This window comes from Arthrobacter pullicola, assembly GCF_014836875.1.
Classification (GTDB): domain Bacteria; phylum Actinomycetota; class Actinomycetes; order Actinomycetales; family Micrococcaceae; genus Arthrobacter_B; species Arthrobacter_B pullicola.
Genome location: NZ_JACSQC010000004.1, coordinates 446,404 through 465,046, shown reverse-complemented (window position 1 = coordinate 465,046; position 18,643 = coordinate 446,404). Strand labels below are relative to the sequence as shown.

At 66.8% G+C, this 18,643-nt stretch carries 17 protein-coding genes; 2 read left to right on the top strand and 15 right to left on the bottom strand.

All coding sequences use genetic code 11. The features are described from left to right. The first annotated feature begins 176 nt into the window (after positions 1–176). On the top strand, positions 177–1,121 hold the full coding sequence (locus H9638_RS10985; RefSeq protein ID WP_191747204.1) for a serine/threonine-protein kinase: 945 nt from the start codon (positions 177–179) through the stop codon (positions 1,119–1,121). 6 nt (positions 1,122–1,127) lie between these two features. Here the strand turns inward: H9638_RS10985 and H9638_RS10980 are convergent, their stop codons facing one another. The 9 genes from H9638_RS10980 to H9638_RS10940 all read right to left on the bottom strand — a co-directional run bounded on the left by H9638_RS10980 (position 1,128) and on the right by H9638_RS10940 (position 12,215). Further along, a complete protein-coding gene (locus tag H9638_RS10980; RefSeq protein ID WP_191747203.1) occupies positions 1,128–1,322 on the bottom strand; it encodes a hypothetical protein in 195 nt (64 codons plus the stop codon). Between the two features lie 171 nt (positions 1,323–1,493). Further along, a complete protein-coding gene (locus tag H9638_RS10975; RefSeq protein ID WP_191747202.1) occupies positions 1,494–2,399 on the bottom strand; it encodes an ABC transporter ATP-binding protein in 906 nt (301 codons plus the stop codon). Continuing rightward, the gene (locus tag H9638_RS10970; protein WP_191747201.1) at positions 2,389–3,162 is read right to left on the bottom strand and encodes an ABC transporter permease; all 774 of its coding nucleotides are present in this window, start codon (positions 3,160–3,162) and stop codon (positions 2,389–2,391) included. Before H9638_RS10970 ends, H9638_RS10975 begins: the two co-directional genes overlap by 11 nt. Beyond that, positions 3,159–3,947 carry an ABC transporter permease gene (locus tag H9638_RS10965; protein WP_191747200.1) on the bottom strand — a complete coding sequence of 263 codons (789 nt, stop codon included), beginning with the start codon at positions 3,945–3,947 and terminating at the stop codon, positions 3,159–3,161. The genes H9638_RS10970 and H9638_RS10965 overlap by 4 nt, the downstream gene beginning before the upstream one ends. Positions 3,948–3,983: 36 nt before the next feature. Then, positions 3,984–4,970: an ABC transporter substrate-binding protein gene (locus H9638_RS10960; RefSeq protein ID WP_191747199.1), complete on the bottom strand. Its 987-nt coding sequence runs from the start codon at positions 4,968–4,970 to the stop codon at positions 3,984–3,986. A gap of 272 nt (positions 4,971–5,242) precedes the next feature. Continuing rightward, positions 5,243–6,661: an MFS transporter gene (locus H9638_RS10955; RefSeq protein ID WP_191747198.1), complete on the bottom strand. Its 1,419-nt coding sequence runs from the start codon at positions 6,659–6,661 to the stop codon at positions 5,243–5,245. A gap of 102 nt (positions 6,662–6,763) precedes the next feature. Continuing rightward, complete coding sequence (locus tag H9638_RS10950) at positions 6,764–9,898, bottom strand: AAA family ATPase (RefSeq protein ID WP_191747197.1); 3,135 nt, start codon at positions 9,896–9,898, stop codon at positions 6,764–6,766. Further along, positions 9,895–11,061: an exonuclease SbcCD subunit D gene (locus H9638_RS10945; protein WP_191747196.1), complete on the bottom strand. Its 1,167-nt coding sequence runs from the start codon at positions 11,059–11,061 to the stop codon at positions 9,895–9,897. The genes H9638_RS10950 and H9638_RS10945 overlap by 4 nt, the downstream gene beginning before the upstream one ends. Before the next feature lie 92 nt (positions 11,062–11,153). Continuing rightward, positions 11,154–12,215, bottom strand: a complete 1,062-nt coding sequence (locus H9638_RS10940) for an MIP/aquaporin family protein (RefSeq protein WP_191747195.1) — start codon at positions 12,213–12,215, stop codon at positions 11,154–11,156. A gap of 279 nt (positions 12,216–12,494) precedes the next feature. Between H9638_RS10940 and H9638_RS10935 the strand changes: the two genes are divergently transcribed. Next, positions 12,495–13,502 carry an ADP-ribosylglycohydrolase family protein gene (locus tag H9638_RS10935; protein ID WP_225217335.1) on the top strand — a complete coding sequence of 336 codons (1,008 nt, stop codon included), beginning with the start codon at positions 12,495–12,497 and terminating at the stop codon, positions 13,500–13,502. A 48-nt stretch (positions 13,503–13,550) separates the two neighbouring features. On the opposite strand, the gene H9638_RS10930 is transcribed toward H9638_RS10935, so the two are convergent. The 6 genes from H9638_RS10930 to murI form a co-directional block, all read right to left on the bottom strand. Continuing rightward, the gene (locus H9638_RS10930; protein WP_191747193.1) at positions 13,551–14,555 is read right to left on the bottom strand and encodes an exonuclease domain-containing protein; all 1,005 of its coding nucleotides are present in this window, start codon (positions 14,553–14,555) and stop codon (positions 13,551–13,553) included. A gap of 1 nt (position 14,556) precedes the next feature. After that, positions 14,557–15,243, bottom strand: a complete 687-nt coding sequence (locus tag H9638_RS10925; protein ID WP_191747192.1) for a DedA family protein — start codon at positions 15,241–15,243, stop codon at positions 14,557–14,559. A gap of 101 nt (positions 15,244–15,344) precedes the next feature. After that, complete coding sequence (gene rdgB, locus H9638_RS10920) at positions 15,345–15,989, bottom strand: RdgB/HAM1 family non-canonical purine NTP pyrophosphatase (protein ID WP_191747191.1); 645 nt, start codon at positions 15,987–15,989, stop codon at positions 15,345–15,347. After that, entirely contained in the window at positions 15,986–16,753 is a 768-nt protein-coding gene (gene rph, locus H9638_RS10915; RefSeq protein ID WP_318241855.1) for a ribonuclease PH, read from the bottom strand. Before rph ends, rdgB begins: the two co-directional genes overlap by 4 nt. A 65-nt stretch (positions 16,754–16,818) precedes the next feature. Next, the gene (locus tag H9638_RS10910; protein ID WP_191747190.1) at positions 16,819–17,664 is read right to left on the bottom strand and encodes an MBL fold metallo-hydrolase; all 846 of its coding nucleotides are present in this window, start codon (positions 17,662–17,664) and stop codon (positions 16,819–16,821) included. Next, a complete protein-coding gene (murI, locus tag H9638_RS10905; RefSeq protein WP_191747189.1) occupies positions 17,661–18,635 on the bottom strand; it encodes a glutamate racemase in 975 nt (324 codons plus the stop codon). Before murI ends, H9638_RS10910 begins: the two co-directional genes overlap by 4 nt. Between the last annotated feature and the right edge of the window lie 8 nt (positions 18,636–18,643).

The window sequence follows — 18,643 nt, the reverse complement described above, 5'->3', positions numbered from 1 at the left end:
GAATTGGTCACGACCTGCCGCAAATGCGGGATGCAGGGTACAGGTACAGGCTAGGATCGAATCGTCAGTACACTTAAAGAATTACTAAGCGTGCTGACGATTACTGCCTGCACCTTTCCCCCTGCATTTTATGCCGCAGCCTTCCGCTGCAGTTCAACCAATAAGTGAGGACGCCGTTGGACCTATTCCTGGGGCAGCGCTACCGCATTACCGAGCTCATCGGCACCGGCGGCGCTGCATCCGTACACCGCGCGACGGATGAGAACCTGGGACGCGAAGTTGCCGTGAAGCTGTTTCGACCCACCGTGCAGGAAGACGACAACTACCGCCGGCAGCATACTGAAACACTGCTGCTGGCGACTCTGAACCACCCGGGACTCGTAACGCTCCTGGATGCCGGCCTGCACCACGAAGAGGACGGCCGGGTGCTGAGCTACCTGGTAATGGAACTGGTTGACGGACCGGACCTGCGCCGCACCCTGAAATCGGGTCCGCTGCCCCCGGTCGCGGTCGCGTCGCTCGGCGCCGACCTGGCAGATGCCCTCGCCTATGTGCACTCACAGGGGGTCATCCACCGCGACGTGAAGCCGGCCAACATCCTGCTCTTCCCGCAGGAACATGATTCCCGGCTGTACCCCAAGCTCACGGATTTCGGCATTGCCCGCTTGGTGGAAGCCACTGTGGCGACCGCACACGGCGCGACCATCGGTACCGCGAATTACCTCAGCCCGGAACAGGCCCAGGGCGGCGCAGTCCAGCCCTCGACGGATGTGTATTCGCTGGGCCTGGTGCTCCTTGAGTCACTGACCGGGGAAAAAGCCTTCCCCGGTCCCATCGTGGAAGCTGCAGTGGCGCGCCTGCTGCGGGATCCCGAGGTTCCCGCTGCCCTCGGCGAGGACTGGGTGGAACTCCTCCGGGCCATGACGGCACGCCTTCCCGATGTCCGCCCGGCAGCGCATGAAGCGGCCGCGGCACTGCGCCTGCTGGCCGCGGAACCCGATACCGGGCCGGAGGTGGGCAGCTTGCCCCCGGCTGAGGACGACGAAGTCAGCACTGGCGGAATCACCACCGGCAATATCTACATCCCGCTGCCGCCGGACCACGCGCCCAGCCTGGGCTAAGCAGGTTCAGGACCCGCCGTCCCCGGCAGAGTCAGTGTCCTCTTCCGGTTCAAAGTTTGAGGCCTCGTCCGCGCTTCCGGCCGCAACGCCGTCCGCCGAAGCTGGAATGGTCCCTTCGGGCCCAGCTCCACCCTTCGCCTCGGGGCGGTCCGCCTGCTCTTTCCCATGCTGCTCTTCCGGCTGCTTGCCTGATTCAGCCATGACTTTCTCCTTCGGCTGGTACCTCGGCCGCGCTGCCTGCCGTGGCCGCTGACTTCCGATACTAGGCCACCATCCTTTAAGTGGACAGGGACCTGGCCTCCCCCGCCGAAGCGGGCGAACCCAGGTCCCTTCGCGGTTCCGGGCGGCTGCCCGGAACCGTTCCCTCACCGGCTAGGAAACGTCTACTCCGCTAACCGGAGGAAGACCCTCCACGGCCGCCGCGGCATGCGGCACTGTGACCCGCGGGTCCACCGGAGCGGGGTTGGCAACTCCCTTGTTCTTCTTCGCGATCTGGATCTGCTCGTATACGTGGTTGCGCAGTTCCACGAAACGCGGCAGTGAACGCGTGGTCAGCTGGTCGCGCTTCTCCGGCAGATCGATAATGATGTCTTCCTGGACAACGGTCGGCGAGCTCGAAAGCACCACCACCCGCTCCCCCAGGTAGACGGACTCATCGATGTCGTGCGTGACGAACAGGATGGTCACGCCGAGCTTTTCCCAAACGCTGCGGACCAGGTCCTCGAGATCCGCCCGGGTCTGGGCGTCGACGGCGGCAAACGGCTCATCCATCAGCAGCACCTTGGGCTGGTAGGCAACGGCGCGGGCGATGGCCACGCGCTGCTGCATACCGCCGGACAGCTGCCACGGGTAGCTGGTGGGAACGTGGGCCAGGCCCACAGCCTCCAGGGCATCGTCCACCAACTTGTTACGCTCGCCCTTCGCGATTCCGGCGTTCTTCAGCGGAAGCTCGACGTTGCCCCGGACTGTCATCCATGGAAACAGGCTGCGTCCGTACTCCTGGAAGACCACGGCCATGTCCTTCGGCGGCTCGGTGACCTTCTTGCCAGCCAGGACCACTTCGCCCGACGTCGGAGCCATCAGGCCCGCGATAATCTTCAGCAGGGTCGTTTTGCCGCTGCCGGAGGGGCCTACCAGGCAGACCAGTTCCCCCGGACGCAGGTCGAAGGTCAGGTTCCGGACGGCTTCGATTTCGCCGGCGTCAACCTTGTAGATCTTCTGGATGCCCCTGACCGAAAGCAGCGGCTGGCCCGGGCCGTCCGTGGGGTTACTCTGCATGTTCTACCTCTCTCAAACCGTGGTACCAGCCGAGAATGCGGCGTTCGGCCCACTGGAACATAAATGACATGGCCACACCGATCAGTCCAAGGACCACGATGCCGCTCCACATCTCCGGAATAGCGAAGGAGCGCTGGAACTGGACGATGGTGAAACCAAGGCCCTCCGAGGATGCGAACATCTCCGAAATCACCATCAGGATCAGTCCGATGGACAGGCACTGCCGCACGCCGGCCATAATCTGCGGGCTGGCGCTGGGCAGGACCAAGTAGCGCAGACGGGCGAACCCGCTGATCCGGAAGGTGCGGGCGGAGTCGCTGAGCACGCCGTCGACGGCGCGGACGCCTTCAATGGTGTTCAGCAGCACCGGCCAGATGCAGCCCGAAACGATGACCGCGATCTTCATCTGGTCATTGACCCCGATGAGCAGCATCAGGACCGGGATGAGCACCGGTGGCGGGATGGCCCGGAAGAACTCCAGAACCGGTTCCAGCAGGTTCCGGAGCCAGCGCGTGGTGCCGACCAGGATGCCGAGTCCGGTGCCCAGGACAATTGCGAGCAGGATGCCGATAATCAGCCGGGTGAGGCTGGGCAGCACGTCCCCGACCAGCCGCTCCCCCGTCCAAACCGTCACCAGCTTGTCCACGAGCATGCCTGGCTTGGGAACGAAGAAGTTGGTGCTCCCCAGCGTGCTGACCCACCAGATGAAGATCAGCAGGACGGGCAGTGCGACCAGGTAGCCGGCTTTCTTGAGCGTGTTCATACCACGACCTCCCCGCGGACCGAGCTGTGCCAGGACAGGGTGCGGCGTTCAACGAATCGCATGCCCATGTTGATGAGGATGCCCAGCACACCGGTGGTCAGTACAAGCGCGTACATCTGGGAAATCGCGCCGCCGGACTGGGCGTTGGCAATCTCCTTGCCCAGACCGGGTGAGCCGATGATCAGGCTGGCGGTGATCGCCAGGATCAGGGCTACGGCCGCAGCCAGCCGGATGCCGGTCATCAGGTAAGGCAGCGTGGTGGGCCACACGACGTACCGGATCCGGGCCAGCGGGCCAAGGCCAAAGCTCTTGGCGGTGTTGCTGGCCACCGGATCCACGTCCGCCACCCCATACAGGACCTGGATCAGGACCTGCCAGAAGGAGGCGTAAATCACCAGCAGAAGGGTCGATTCGAGCTTGAGACCGAACAGCAGCACAGCCAGCGGAATCAGTGCGACCGAGGGAATCGGCCGCAGGAATTCGATGGTGGAGTTGGTGGCCTTCCGCAGGAAATCGCTGGAGCCGATCACCAGTCCCAGGACAATGGCGGCAACGGTGGCGATGAGCAGGCCCAGGAACCAGCCGGTCATGGTGTCCAGGACGGCGTTCCAGAAGGCTCCCAGGCCCAGGTTGCTGAAGAAGACTCCCAGCACCTCGCTGGCGGGAGGGAGGAAACGGGGGTTGACCACGCCCAGCCGGGGAATCAGTTCCCAGGTCAGCAGGAATCCGAGGATTCCCGCCAAACCCAGCAACGGCCCCGTGGGGAGTCGTTTGGAGGTGTTCATATGGTCTCGTTCTGTTATCCGGACGGATGTCCGGTGCTAGTCCTGTGCGGGCAGCATAGCGGCCAGGTCCGGTGCCTTGGAAAGCGTTCCGTAGCTTGCGGCAGCCTCGCCCAAAACGGTCAGGCCGTCGCGGTCGAATTCTGCCCGGAAGGTCGGCAGGATCATCTTGGCGCGCATCTCGGCGTCAATCTTGGTGTAGGTGCCGACGATTTCCCGGACCTCATCCGGGTTCTCCTGGGCATACTCCAGCGACTTCTTCATCGCCGCAGTGAACTTCTCCACCAGTTCAGGGTTCTCCTCGACGTAGGCGGAGGTGGTGAAGTATCCACTGATGTCCAGGTTCGGGTGCGTTTCGGCGAAGTTGTAGGCGATGACCCGGGCACCGTTTTCGACGGTCTGGGTGAGGAACGGGTCCAGGATCCAGGCGGCATCGACCTGCCCGGATTCGACCGCCGCAGGTGCGTCGGGGAACGGGATCTCCACGAACTTGATGCTCTCCTGGTCACCGCCGGCGTTCTCCACGAGTTTCCGGATTGTGGTGTCACCGATATTGGAGAGGTTGTTGACCGAAATCGTCTTGCCGGCAAGGTCGGCGGCGCTCTGGATGTCGGATCCGGCAGGAACGACGACGGCGCCGAAGTCCGAGGATGTGTCTCCGGTGGTCGAGTTGCCGTTGGAAACCAGCTCGATGTCCAGGCCCTTGTCATTAGCCACCATGACGGACACGACGTTGCCAAAGGCAAAATCGAAATCTCCGCTGACCACGCCGGGCACGGCCGCGGCCCCGCCGGTGGTGGTCTGGATGTCCAGGTCCAGGCCCTCGGCTTCAAAGAAACCCTGTTCCTTGCCCAGCCAGATGGGGGCGGTGTCAACGATGGGCATGATGCCCACGGAGAGGGTGGTCAGTCCGGAGGTGCCCTCTGCAGCAGAGGTGTCCTCGCCACCGGAGAGAGATCCGCCTCCACAGCCACTGAGAGTCAGGGCCAGCGCGGCAGTCAGGAGGAGGGGGGTATTGCGTTTCACTAAAGCGCTCCTTGTACGGGGGAAACCCCGCGAAGACGGTCGCGGGATCCAGACCTCAGTTCAACAACAACGGAACGGCGCAGAAACAACCAGCCACAAAAATCGTTGAGGTTTGCATCTTGTTCGCATGTTGAACATAAGTTCTACAGGTAAACGCTATGAAATAGGTCACCCTCCGTCAAGGAAAAAACGTGATTGGAGCCACATTTGATACCGGCACGTAATCTACCCGCGCTGCCCGCAAAGAATGCGCGCAATGCGTGCGTGCTCGGTTAGGCTTGAGGCTTTTTTAGCCGCCGTACGGCAACTGCCGATGCCACGCCCAGGACCAGGAGGGCACCGGCTGCCCCGGAGCTGACCCAGAACGCTGCCGAGTGCCCGTACTCCTGCGCCAGCGGACCGGCGAGGGCCGAACCCACTGCAGTTCCGGCCACCGTCCCGCTGGCCAGGAGGGTCATCACGGTACCCATCAGGTTTTGGGGCGCCAGCTGGGCGCCGATGCCGAAAATACTGACCATGGTTGGTCCCACGGGGATGCCCAGGACAAACAGAACCACCAGCATCTCCGGAATCCCGGCCGGAAGCAGCAGCATCAGGGCGGCACCCGTCATTGCCAGTGCGGAGAGGACCCACCGCACGGACTGGCTCAGACGTTCCGGCCAGAACGCAACCGACAGCGCCGCCACAGCGGAGCTGATCCCCATCACGGCGTAGAGCAGCCCGGCCGCGTCGGCGATGCCGAAGGTCCCGCCAAATGCGGTGAGGCTGGCCTGGGTGGCACCGAAGAATGTCCCCATGGCCACCATCCCCAGGATCGGCAGCGCCAGCACCGCCCAGGTGCGCCAGATACCGGCCGGTGACGGCCGGTCTGCGCCGGCGGCACGGGCTTTGGCCCGGTTCCGATCCGTGCGGCGGCGCCCGGCAGGCACTACTGTCTCAGCGGAGCGGTGCAATGCGAAGGCCGTCACCATGGTCCCGGAGATCACTGCAGCCAGCACCAGCGGAAGCCACGGCGCCACCGCTGCGGCGAGCAGGCCAACCAGGGCCGGGCCCAGGACAAAACTGAGTTCATCGGCCATGCTCTCGTAGGACAGCGCGGTGCCCAGTTCCCGGCCGCTGCGGTCCCGGCTGGTCATGGCCATCCACCGCACGCGCGCCAGCGGGCCTACCTGGGCGCCGGTAGCTCCCATCGCGAAGGCCGCTGCGAGCACAGCGGGCAGCGGGCCGCCCGCAGGCAGCTGAGCTGCCGTGAACAGGACGGTCAGGATCATCAGCGGATTGACGACGGCGGCCCCGAGCAGCAGCGGGCGCTGGCCCACACGGTCCGCCAGGTACCCGAGGAGCGGGCCTCCCACTGCGGACCCCAAGCCGACGGCACCGGCGGCGAACCCGCCCTGGGCATAGGAGCCGGTGATGCTGGTGATGAGGGTCAGTGCGCCGATCGTGAGCATTGCCAGGGGAAGCCTCGCCAGGAAGGCAACGGGGAAAAATGCCTTCCCCGCAATCTCGAAGATCCGCCCGTATCGGCCCTGGGACAACGGCGGGGGCGCGGATGCGGGGCTGGCCAGGGGTTCTGGCGGGGCTGTTGCTTCCGGCTGCGCTGTGGGCACGTTTGGCCGGACGCTGGAGATGTCGGGTTGAGTCCCGGAGGCGGCCGGTGAGCGCTGTTCGGGTTCGTAGTCTCGGGTCATTTCCTGGCTCTGTTCACGCGAAAACCGCGCATCGTCCCTCCTCCCGATGCGCCCGACCCGGTTACACCGCGATTCTACTACTCTCCCCTGCTCCTGTGCAGGTCAGGCAGGTAAAGCGTCCGCGGCCCGGAACCGGATGCTGGACCCGTTACGGCCCCGGGTGATCTGCAGTTGAGCTCCGATCCGCTGCTTCATCTCCGCCACGTGGCTGACCAGTCCCACCACCCGGCCTCCGTCCCGGAGCCCTTCCAGAGCATCCATCACCTGTTCCAGGGCTTCCTCGTCCAGGCTGCCGAAGCCTTCGTCTACGAAAAGCGTCTCCATGCTGGTGCCGCCCGATTCCTGCTGCACAACATCGGCCAGCCCCAGTGCCAGCGCAAGCGATGCCATGAATGATTCCCCGCCGGAAAGCGTGGAAGTATCCCGGCGGACTCCGGTCCAGGCATCGATGACGTGGAGCCCGAGTCCGGCCTTGCGGTTCCCGGACCGGGAATCGTCGTGCACCAGTGAGTACCGCCCGGCAGTCATGGCCGCCAGCCGTTCGGTCGCTGCGGCTGCGACCTGTTCCAGGCGGGCAGCCAGTACGTAGGTGCTCAGCGCCATCCGATAGTTGTTGTCACCGTTGCCCCGGGCCGTGTCGGTCACCGACTGCAGCAGTTCGAACCGGCGGTGCAGGGGACGTACCGCTTCAGTTGCATCGGCAAGCTTCCCGGCCAGTTCCTGGAGCGTTGCGGCGGACCCCTCCAACAGGCCGGTCTGGATGCCTCCGTCGGAGACCGCTTTGCGGGCGGCGTCTGCCGCTTCGGCGGCTTCAGCGAGGTCCTCTTCGTCGGGCATCTGCGCCGGATCGCCGCCGCTGTCCAGGGAAGCGGCTGCATCTTCGCTTTCGCGCCGCATGGCCACGCGTGCTGCGTCTGCGTCGAGGGCGTCGAGGGCGCTGCGGAGGCGCTCGGCCTCGGCAGCCGGGAGCAGCGCGGCCCGGGCGGAGTCCGCGTCCGGAAACCCGGTGCCGTCCAGGGCATCGTCAAGCGCCTGCCGGCTGGTCTGATGGGAATTTTCCGCGTAAGCCACGGCCTGCAGGGCGGAGCGGGCCGCACCGCAGAGCCGGCGGACCGCGCGGAGGGAATCGACCCGCTCCTGCAGGGACGCGGCCCCCTTGGTCAGGTCTGCACTGCGGCTGCGCAGCGCCGCGGCTTCCGCGGTGGCCGCGCGCAGGCGGGCCTGGGCCAATGCTGCCTCCTGCAGCAGGTTGGATTCTGCTCCGGACAGGCTGTCGAGCTCAACCTCCAGTGCCTGCAGCCGCGCCTCGATGGCAGCCTGTTCTGCGGCGGCTGCTTCGGCCCTTGCCAGCTGCGCCGCGGCGGTTTCGCGCGCCTGCAGGGCGTCTGCGGGATCACCGTCTCCGCCCTGCACCTGGAGGGCTGCCGCGGCCGCGGCGTCCGCAGCTGCCGCTGCCCGTGCATCCTCCCAGAATTTCTCGGCCGCTTCGCTGCTGGTCCGGGCCGCGGTTTCCTCTTCCCGTCCCACAAACTTCCCGTTGTGGGGCAGCGGCGCAGGTGCCGGGTGTTCGCAGCTGCCGCAGACAGGGCAGGCGCCTCCCGGCTCGAGTGAGGCAGCGAGCTCGGCGGCAGCCTGGTCAAGCCGGAGCTGCAGCAGGTCCTGCCACGCCCCGCGCCGGTCCTGGTAGTCCTGACGGGCAGTGGCAGCGGCTTCTGCGGAAGTGGCTGCCGCCGTCTGCGCCTTGGCGTACTCGGCGATCACGCTTATCAGCTGTTCTGCCTGCTCCACCCGGTTCCGGGCGGATTCCGTTCCGGCGGCCCTCGCCCGCAGGTCCGGGAGGGCGGCACGCAGGCCTGCCTGTTCGGTGCGAAGCTGCGCTGCCGCCGCGTGGTGCTGTGCCGCTTTGTCACGGAGCTCGACTTCGAGGGCGCGGTCCTTCTCCAGCTCACGCTCCAGCCCCGCGAGGCGGTCTGCGTCTGCCAGCGCGGCTTCGGCGGCGCTAAGGTCCGACGCGGTGGCCGTTTCCAGGCCTTCCAGTTCCCCGGGGCCCGGCCACGGCAAGGCTCCCGGTTCCGTGCCGCTGCCAGGGACCAGCGATCCCAGGCCTGCCGCGCCGGCTGCCTCAGCGAGGCCGGCAAGCGCGGACCCGGCGTCGGCCGCTGCCTTCTCCATGGCCCGTCCGGCGGAATCGCAGGCGGCCAGATACCCGGCCAGGCCTTCTGCCCGCGTATGTGCAGCGAGGGCCTCCCGCTGCGGCGCGCTGGCGGCCTGCCGGGCGGCGAGCTCCCGCTCTTCAGCTTCCAGCTGCAGCAGCGCAAGGCCCCTGGCCCGGCGGGCCTGGAGTTTGTGCACCGTGGCTTCGGCCAGGGAAAGTTCGTTCTTCCGGTGTTCCTGCCCGGTGCGGACCGTGGTGAGCCTGTCCCCCACAGCAGTCCGGATGGCAGCCAGCCAGGCCGCCGGGTCTTCATCCGGTTCTGCAGGGAACGCAGGATCGGAGACCTCAGTGGAAGCCTCGTCCCCGGTTCCGGACTGCGCCCCGCCGGTCAGGAGCCTGATGCACCTGGCTGCTTCGCTTTGCACCTGCGCCACAATCAGTTCCGCGGAGGACTGCGCCTGGGCCAGCTCGGTTTGCGCGTCGGCCGTTTGTTCCTTCAGCTGCCGCTCAATCTCCTCGAAGCGCCAGGTGCCGAACAAACGCTGGAGCAGGTCGGCCCGAGAGGTGGCGTCCGCCCTCAGGAAGGCCGCGAAATCTCCCTGCGGAAGCATAACGACGCGGGTGAACTGTTCGCTGCTCATCCCCAGGAGGTCCTGGATTTCTGTTGCTGCTTCGTCGTTGCGGGTGGTTTTCTGCACCCATTCGCCGTGGACCAGCTCGCGCAGGAGGGTGCGGGCCTGTTCGGTTACCGTCCCCTTGGTGCTGCCGGCACGTTTAGCCGGCCGCTCCCACTGCGGGCTGCGCACCACTTCGAAGCGGCGCGGGCCGGCGCTGAAGTCCAGCACCACCTCCGGCGCGGTGCCGGGAGCAGCGTGGTCGCTGCGGAGCTTGCGGGCGGCCTGCCGGGCTCCGGGAACGGATCCGTAGAGCGCGAAGCAGATCGCATCGAGGACACTGGTTTTCCCCGCGCCCGTGGGACCGTTGAGCAGGAAGAGCCCCTGTGCACCGAGCTCATCGAAGTCGACTACCTGGCGTTCCGCGAACGGACCGAACGCCTGGATTTCCAGCCGGTGGATCCTCATTTGGCAACCTCCGCGGCATTGACCTTCGCCAGGACTTCCACAAAAAGGTCCTTCTCCTCGGGTGCCGCTTCGCGCGAGCGCACGTGGTCCAGGAACCCGCAGCAGATATCCAGGTCGTCGGTGGCCCTGGCGAGGCGCCGGCTGTAGCTTTCGTTAACGCCGCGGTTCCCTGACGCCGGCTCGAACACCAAAACGAGGGTGCCCGGAAAACGGGACCGGATGCGTTCCATCGCCTTCGCCGGGCGGTCATCGTCGGTCAGTGTGACCTGGCACCAGGCGTCTTCGGCCGCGGTCAGGGAAGGGTCGGCCAGGAGCCCGTCCAGGGTTCCGCGGAGCACCTCGAGGCGCTTGGGCGCTTCCCACGGCACCGGTGTGACGTCTGCCAGGCCTCCGGGTCCGATCTCCACCAGCAGTCCACCCTTGGACTGGCGGGCTTCGGAGAACGAGTAGGGCAGCGGCGATCCGCTGTACCAGACGTTGGGGGCCAGCTCCTGCCGGCCGTGAAGATGGCCCAGGGCTGCGTAGGTGAACCCGGTAAACAAATCCAGGGGCACGGCACCTACCCCGCCGATGGACAGGTCGCGTTCACTGTCCGCGGTGATCCCGCCGCTGGCAAAGGTATGCGCCATAACCACGGGAAGGACAGGTGTGCCCTCCGCTGCCCGGCGGGCAGCATCCTCCCGGATCCGCCGGAGCGCCTCGCCCAGGACTCCCGCATGGTTCGGCGGGATGTCCACGCCGAGTTCGGGAGCCGCCAGCCGGGGCTCAAGATAGGGAATGCCGTAGACAGCCACGGTGGCTGGGCCGTCCGGCAGGAGCACCGGCGAGGTGATCGATTCGATCGCGGTGCGAAGATGCACCCCGCCCTGCTCGAAGATCCTGCCGCCGAACCCCAGCCGGGCGGCTGAATCGTGGTTGCCGCTGGTCAGGATCACACGGGCGCCGGCGGCGGTGATGCCCGCCAGTGCCTCGTCCAGGAGCCGGACGACGTCGACGCCGGGAAGGGCACGGTCGTACACATCGCCGGAAATCAGGACAGCGTCCACCCGGGAGGACCTGACGGTGTCCAGCAGCTGGCTGAGGAACCCGCGCTGGGCCTCCAGCATGCCGACGCCGTGGAAGGAACGGCCAAGGTGCCAGTCAGAGGTGTGCAGGATTCGCATACCTTCAAACTACCGTCCGCCGGTGACACTTCCGTTCAGCAGGTGTGCCTGCGGAACGGAAGTGTCACCGGGAACGAAGGGCTGGCCGCAGGTTACGGCTGCTTTGGTCCGGTGGTTCCGCCGGGGGTTTCCCCGTCTTCCGGACCGTCTGTGGTTCCGGTCTCCGGCTTGGTGCCGGATACCGTGTCAGAGTCCGTGCCGGCTTCATCCCGGGCAAAGAAGCCACGGGCATCCGCCTGCTCCTGCCTGCGGGCGTCCTCGGCGTCCGTTACCGATCCGGCTTCCGGTGCCGCGGCCGTTGCCCCGGCACCGGCTGCCGGGCCTGCAGCGGGTTCGTCGGCAACCGCAACCTCGTCGAGGTACTCCTCCTCAGTGATTTCCGCTGCCGTGCTGCCTGCAAGATCCAGGCTGCGGTAGATCAGGCCGGTGATGGCAGCACCGAGAAGGGGCGCCAGCCAGAACATCCAGAGCTGGCCCACGGCCCAGCTTTCGGCGAAGATCGCCGTCGCCGTCGAACGTGCGGGGTTGATGGATCCGCCGGTGATGGGAACCAGGAAGGTGAGCAGCGCGGCATACGTAACGCCGACGGCGAAAGCCCCGGCAGCTGCGGACAGCCGGCTTCCGGACCCAAGGAAGACAGCCGTGAGCAGGGCAGCGGCAATAACCTCGGTCAGCAGTGCCCCGGCCAGCGGGAACTGCGTGCTGGAGTTTTCAGCGAAACCGTTGGCTACGGCGGAGAAGAACGGCTGTGTGTCCGGGATCTGGGGGTGCCCGGTCATGGACACCCAGAGGATCACCGCAGCGAGAACCGCGCCAACTACCTGCGCGGCGATGTAGGGAAGGACGGACTTCCAGTCCGTGCGCCCTGCCATGGCACTGGCAAAGGTGATGGTGGGAATGAAGTGTCCACCGGAAATGTAGCCGAAGGCGACCATCGCCGCGGCGAGGACCAGGCCGAAGGCCAAGGGTGCGGACAGGCCGCCGGAGGGGTTGAAGAACGCGACGCCCAGGCCCACCATCACCAGCAGGAAGGAGCCGACCGCTTCAGCAACGCTGCGGCCAACGAGCCCATACCCTCGAAGGTGCGTAAGGGATACGCTCTCGGTTTCGACCCCGGCGCGGGCACCGGCCGGGAAGTGTGGCTCTGCAGTCATGGAGGGGGTGTTCCTAACGGTTGGAAACAAGTGATCGCCGCGGACGGCGGGTGGCGCCCGGCCGGAACCGGCCGGCGCCGTGCAAACCACCCAAGACTTCCATCGCTACCTGAGAGTCTGCTGGGTGCGCACTGAGCATACACTCGCGGAGTTCCGGGCGGCAGCGCCCCGGCGGACACCTATGCTTGAGATGTGAAAGAATCCCCCGAATCCAGCCCCGGTTCCAAGGCCGAAGCGTCCGTTGACGCCGCTCACTTCCGGAACAAAGTCCACGGCTGCCTGCTCGGCGGAGCTCTCGGTGATGCCCTCGGCTACCCGGTGGAATTCGACTCGTTGGAAGGCATCCGGGGCCGCTTCGGCGGCAGCGGGCTGACGGACTTCGGCCAGTTGGACTCACCGGCTCCCGTTTCGGACGACACGCAGATGACCCTGTACACCGTGGACGGACTCGTCGACGTGCTGCAGTGGGCCAACGACGGTGTGGGTGCGGATGAGACCGCTTGCCTGTGGCTCGCCTACCTGCGCTGGATGAAGACGCAGGGACTGCAGCTGCCCAGCAACGCGCCGTACCAGCCGGACCGCTGGATCGACGGCCAGGAAGTGCTCCATCACCGCAGGGACCCCGCCAACGCCTGCCTCTCCGCTTTGCTCACCGGGGAGATGGGAACCCGGTCCCGTCCGATCAACCCGGACTCCAAGGAAAGCGGCACCGTAACGCGCTCAGCCCCCTTCGGCCTGCTGCCCTACGTCGAGGGCGGGGTCCTCTACCGGTTCAGCACCGATGGCGCAGCCTTGACCCACGGCCACCCTTCGGCCCATCACAGCGCAGCAGTCTTCAGCACGCTGATCCACGACCTGCTGCCCGAAGGCGCGACGCTGCAGGCGGCCGCTGCGCAGGCTGTGGAGGGTGCCGCTGCCAGCGGTGTTCCCGAGCTGTCAGCCCGGCTGGAGGCCGCCGTCGCCCTCGCCGCTGAGCAGGAGGTGCCGGCCGAGCGCATGACCGAGGTCCTTGGTGAAGGCTGGGTCGCCGAAGAAGCCCTGGCCATCGGACTGTACGCAGCCCTGTCCGCGGAGGGCGCCGGTGCGCCGCAGGCGCAGTTCCGCAAAGCCATAGCGGTGGCGGTTAATCACGACGGCGACAGTGACGCCACGGCGTCGGTGGCCGGGAGCATCCTCGGGACGCTGCACGGGCGCGATGCCCTGCCTCCGGAGTGGGTGCAGGCAATCGACGCCGGCGAGACCGTGGAAAAGATGGGACAGGCGCTCATCCGCGTCACTGTCGGCTGATCCCCGCCCCGCCCCGAGCGGACGGTCCCGTGCTGGAGGCAGCCTGGCCTACTGGCTGCCCAGCGGCCAGGTCCCGCCGATCATCTGCAGGAATTCCGCCTCGGAGAGGACTTCAATCCGCTGTCCGCGTTCATGCAGGTCCAGCACCCGGCGGGCCTTTCCCGTCACACGCCCGTTGCGCAGGTCACCGGGCTCAAACCCGTCGCCGACCACCAGCACTGTGGTCGCGCGTGTCACCGTACTTGCGGGCCGCGCCCCCAGTTCCGCGGCACGGTCCTTGGCCTGCTGGCGGGGCATCCCCAGGTTCCCGGTGAACACGACGGTCTGGCCGTACAGCGGATGGTCCGGCGCGGCGGCAGGATTCGGCGCAGGGTTGACCCCTTCCGAGGGCCAGCCGCCCCAGCTTCCGGCTGGGGAAGGGGCTCCGGTGCCGCGTTCCAGTGCGTCCCTGGTTGCTTTGGAGAGTGCGTCGATGCCGGGGCGGTAAGCCGGGGCATGGTTCGGCTTCATCTTCTGGAGGTGGAAGAACTCCGCCAGTTCCGTGGCTCCGGAGCGGCGGACGACGTCGATCATGATCCCGGCGCAGGCCCTGGCATCAGCGGTGGCGTCGTGGTGGTTTTCCAGCGGCACCCCGGCTGCCTCGGCCACGAACGGCAGGGAGTGGGAGGGCAGTGAGTACGTCCGCCGGGACAGCATAACGGTGCAGGCATAGTCATAGGCCGGCCCGGGGAGATCCGAGACCTCCAGGGCGGAGCGGATGACCCCCAGGTCGAAGGCCGCGTTGTGGGCCACCAGCAGGTCCTGGCCAATGAAGGCACCGATTTCAGGGAACAGGTCACCGAACCGCGGCTTGCCGGCCACCATCCAGTCCTCGATGCCGTGGATGCCGGTGTTACGCCGGTCAAAGAAATCGTGGCCCTCCGGGGGACGCATCAGCCAGGATGCCTCTTCAACGATCCTGCCGCCGCGGACCTTGCTCAGTCCCACTGAGCAGGGCGACCCCCGGAAGCCGTTCGCAGTTTCAAAGTCGATGGAGGTGAAATCCAAGCCCACGTCAGGACTCTTCGGCCGTGCGCTGGGCCTTCCTCCGGCGGTAGGAACGGATTTTGACGGTGAGATACCAGATGCCGGCCACCAGGACGGCAACGATCACAATCTTCTGGAAGACTCCGGCGTATTCCTCGACGATGTGCCAGCTCTCGCCCAGGTAGTACCCGGAGAAAACGAAAATGCTGTTCCAGATGAGGCTGCCTGCCGTGGTCAGTCCCGCGAACTTGAGCAGCGGCATCTTCTCGATGCCGGCAGGAATGGAAATGAGGGAACGGAAGATGGGAATCATCCGGCCAAAGAACACGGCTTTGTAGCCGTGCCGTTCGAACCAGGCCTCCACCTTGTCCACGTCCTCCAGGTCCACGAGCGGAACCTTGGCAACGATGGCGCGCATCCGGTCCCGGCCGAGCCAGGCACCCAGGCCGTAGAGGGCCAGGGCACCAACCACGGAGCCCAGAGTCGTCCAGACCAGCGCTGCGACGAGCGAGAAGTTGCCCTGGCTGGCGGCGAAACCGGCCAGCGGGAGGATCACTTCGCTGGGAAGCGGGGGGAAGAGGTTTTCCAGGGCGATGGCCAGGCCGGCACCAGGAGCACCGATGGCCTCCATAATGTCCACGGCCCATTCGGCGACCCCTCCCAGGGCCGATCCGGAACTGGAGGGGTCAACTGAGGCGCTGGTCAGGATACTCATATCGGAACCAATTGTGCCCTACTCCCCTGCCGGCCCAGAACGCGGCAGCGTGTCGCGGGTGCGGCCACCCGCAGATCACCCTGCCGCGGCGGTGACGGGAATCACCTTCCCGGGAGGGCCCCGTCCCGGAGGATCCGGACTATCGAGGGCAGCAGCGCGCGGAACGCCTGGCCGCGGTGACTGATGGCGTTCTTCTCTTCACCGGTCAGTTCAGCGCAGCTGCGCTCCTCGCCCAGCGGCTGCAGGACCGGATCGTAACCGAACCCGCCGGCACCGCGCGGGGAAGCCAGCAGGGTGCCGCGCAGCTCTCCGCGCTCCACGGCGTCTCCCCCGCCGGGAACGGCCAGGGCAGCCGCACAGATAAAAGCCGCGCCGCGGTGCTCGGGGCCGATGTCCGCCAGCTGAGCCAGCAGCAGCTCCAGGTTGGCGGCGTCGTCTCCGTGGGCACCTGCCCAGCGTGCGGAGAAAATCCCCGGCGCTCCGCCCAGGACATCGACGGCCAGCCCGGAATCATCGGCGATGGCCGGCAGGCCCGTCGCCTCGGCTACGGCCCGTGCCTTCAGCAGGGAGTTCTCCTCGAACGTCACGCCCGTCTCCGGTACGTCCGGGGCTCCGGCGGCCGCTGCGTCGATCACCTGGGTGTCGACGTCGAGCCCTTCGATCTTCCCGCGCAGCAGTTCGCGCAGTTCCCGCAGTTTTCCCTGATTCCGGGTGGCGAGCACCAGCCGGGGTTCGACGGCGCTCACTGGCCGGCGAGGGTGCGGCGCTGGATTTCGGCAAGCTGGGAGGTGCCGTGCAGGGCCAGGTCCAGCAGGGCGTCGAGTTCGTCGCGGTCAAAAGGGGCGCCTTCGGCGGTGCCCTGGACTTCCACGAACTTGCCGCTGCCCGTCACCACCACGTTCATGTCGGTCTCCGCCCGGACGTCTTCGACGTAGGGCAGATCCAGCATGGGGACGCCGTCGATGATGCCGACGCTGACCGCGGCCACGGTGTCCAGCAGGGGCTCGGCGCTGCGGGCAATCAGCTTATTGTCCTTGGCCCAGGTCAGTGCGTCCGCCAGTGCCACGTAGGCTCCGGTGATTGCCGCGGTCCGGGTGCCGCCGTCGGCCTGGAGGACATCGCAGTCCAGGACAATCGTGTTCTCGCCGAGCGCCTTGGTGTCGATGATCGAGCGGAGCGACCGGCCGATCAGCCGGGAGATTTCATGCGTCCTGCCGCCAAGCTTGCCCTTGACCGACTCGCGGGCGTTACGGGTGTTGGTGGCGCGGGGCAGCATCGCGTACTCAGCGGTGACCCAGCCCTTGCCTTCGCCCTTCAGCCAGCGCGGCACGCCGGCGGTCAGAGAAGCGGTGCAGAGCACCTTGGTGCCGCCGAATTCGATCAGTGCCGATCCTTCGGCCTGGGTGGACCAGCCGCGCGTAATGGTGATGCTGCGGAGCTCGTCGGGGGCACGGCCGTCAGCGCGCAGCGGGGAGGCAGCGGGCAGGGAGGAATTCGGGGCTGTAGTCATGTGCCCAGTCTATCGCCGTGCAGATCCCCGGCCCCGCCTGGCAGTCCGCCCCGCGGAGGCCGTCGTCAGAGCGGCTGGGTCCGTTCCGCGGCCAGCGGCGGCGTAAAGGCAGTGCCGACGTCGTAGGACACACCCGCGACGGCGACGGCGAGGTCCCCTTCGTAGGTCTCGCGCGCTTCCCGGACAGCCGTGCTCACATCGTTCCAGACGGGAAGGTGGGTCAGCAGCAGGCGGCGGGCTCCGGCAGCAGTTGCTGCTGCGCCCGCGCGCTTGCCGGTCAGGTGCACTCCGGCAATGGCGTCGTCGCGCCCTTCCTGGAACGCAGCTTCGCACAGGAATACGTCGCTGAACCGGGCAGCTTCTTCCAGTCCGGGACAGCTGTCCGTATCCCCGGAGTACGCCAGCGACCGGATGACTTCGGTCCCGTCCTCCGTTGCCACGGAGGCTTCCACCCGCAGGGCGTACGCCTCCTCGGCTGGATGGCTGACCGGGTACGGAGTCACTGTGAACGGACCAATCTGCACCGGTGCACCTGCCGTCCAGGTGTGGAACTCGAAGTCCTCGTGCATGCCGGGATCGGGGTCGAGGCCGTAGGCCACCGCGATCCGGTCCGCCGTGGCGGACGGTCCGAAAACCTTCACCCGGTCCCGGTTCCAGCCGTTCGGGTCCCAGTGCACCGCCACGTGCAGTCCGCACAGGTCCATGAAATGGTCCGGGTGCAGGTGCGTGATCAGCACCGCGTCGATGTCCCGCAAATCCATGTAGCGCTGGAGCGTGCCCAGCGAGCCGTTGCCCAGGTCCAGCAGGATGCGCCAGGTGCGCTCTCCGTCGTCTGCGGTCACCAGGTAGCAGGATGCCGGGGAGGCCGGACCTGGAAAGGAGCCGGAGCAGCCCACGATTGTCAGTTTCATCGCGTTCCGTTCCGCGAAGTGCCTGGCACTGCGCGTTTCTGGGCCTGTTCACGTGCGGCGGCAATCATTTCCGGCGTAATCCGGGCCAGGACACCGGTGGGATACCGGGCGGCCACGGAATCGGCATGCTCGACGCGCAGGACTTCGGGGCCAAGGAAACGCCGGGCGAGGAGTTCAAAGGATGCTGCGTCCCCGGTGGCAACGAACCGGTGGTTTGGAGGCGCGGCCGACTCACGCGCCAGGCCGTGCGTGAGCAGGGACCGGTAAACGTCCTTGGCGGTTTCCTCGGCACTGGAAACCAAGGTGACGCCGTCGCCCATCACGTAGGAAATGACACCGGTCAGCAGCGGGTAGTGCGTGCAGCCCAGGACCAGCGTATCGACGCCGCGTTCCTTCAGCGGGGCCAGGTACTCTTCAGCCACTTCGAGCAGTTCCGGCCCGGCTGTCACCCCTGCTTCGACATATTCCACGAAGGCGGGGCAGGCGACGGAGGACACTTCGAGGTGCGGTGCCGCGGCGAACGTGTCGTCATAGGCACGCGATCCCACGGTGGCTGCGGTACCGATGACGCCGATGCGTCCGGTGCGGGTAGCTGCGACCGCGCGGCGGACTGCCGGCTGGATTACCTCGATCACGGGGATGCCGTAGCGGCCGGTGTAGCGTTCGCGGGCGTCGCGCAGGACGGCGGCGGAGGCGGAGTTGCAGGCGATCACCAGCAGCTTCACGCCGGCGTCCACCAGTTCGTCCATCACACCCAGCGCGAAAGCGCGGACATCGGCGATGGGCAGCGGGCCGTAGGGGCCGTTCGCGGTGTCCCCGACGTACAGGATGGATTCGTTCGGCAGCTGGTCAATGACCGCGCGGGCCACGGTGAGACCGCCGACACCGGAATCGAAAATGCCGATCGGCGCGTCAGTGGTCTTCGGCAGGGCGTCCAGCAGCTGCGGGCTGCCCGGGTGGTCAGAGCTCATGATGTATC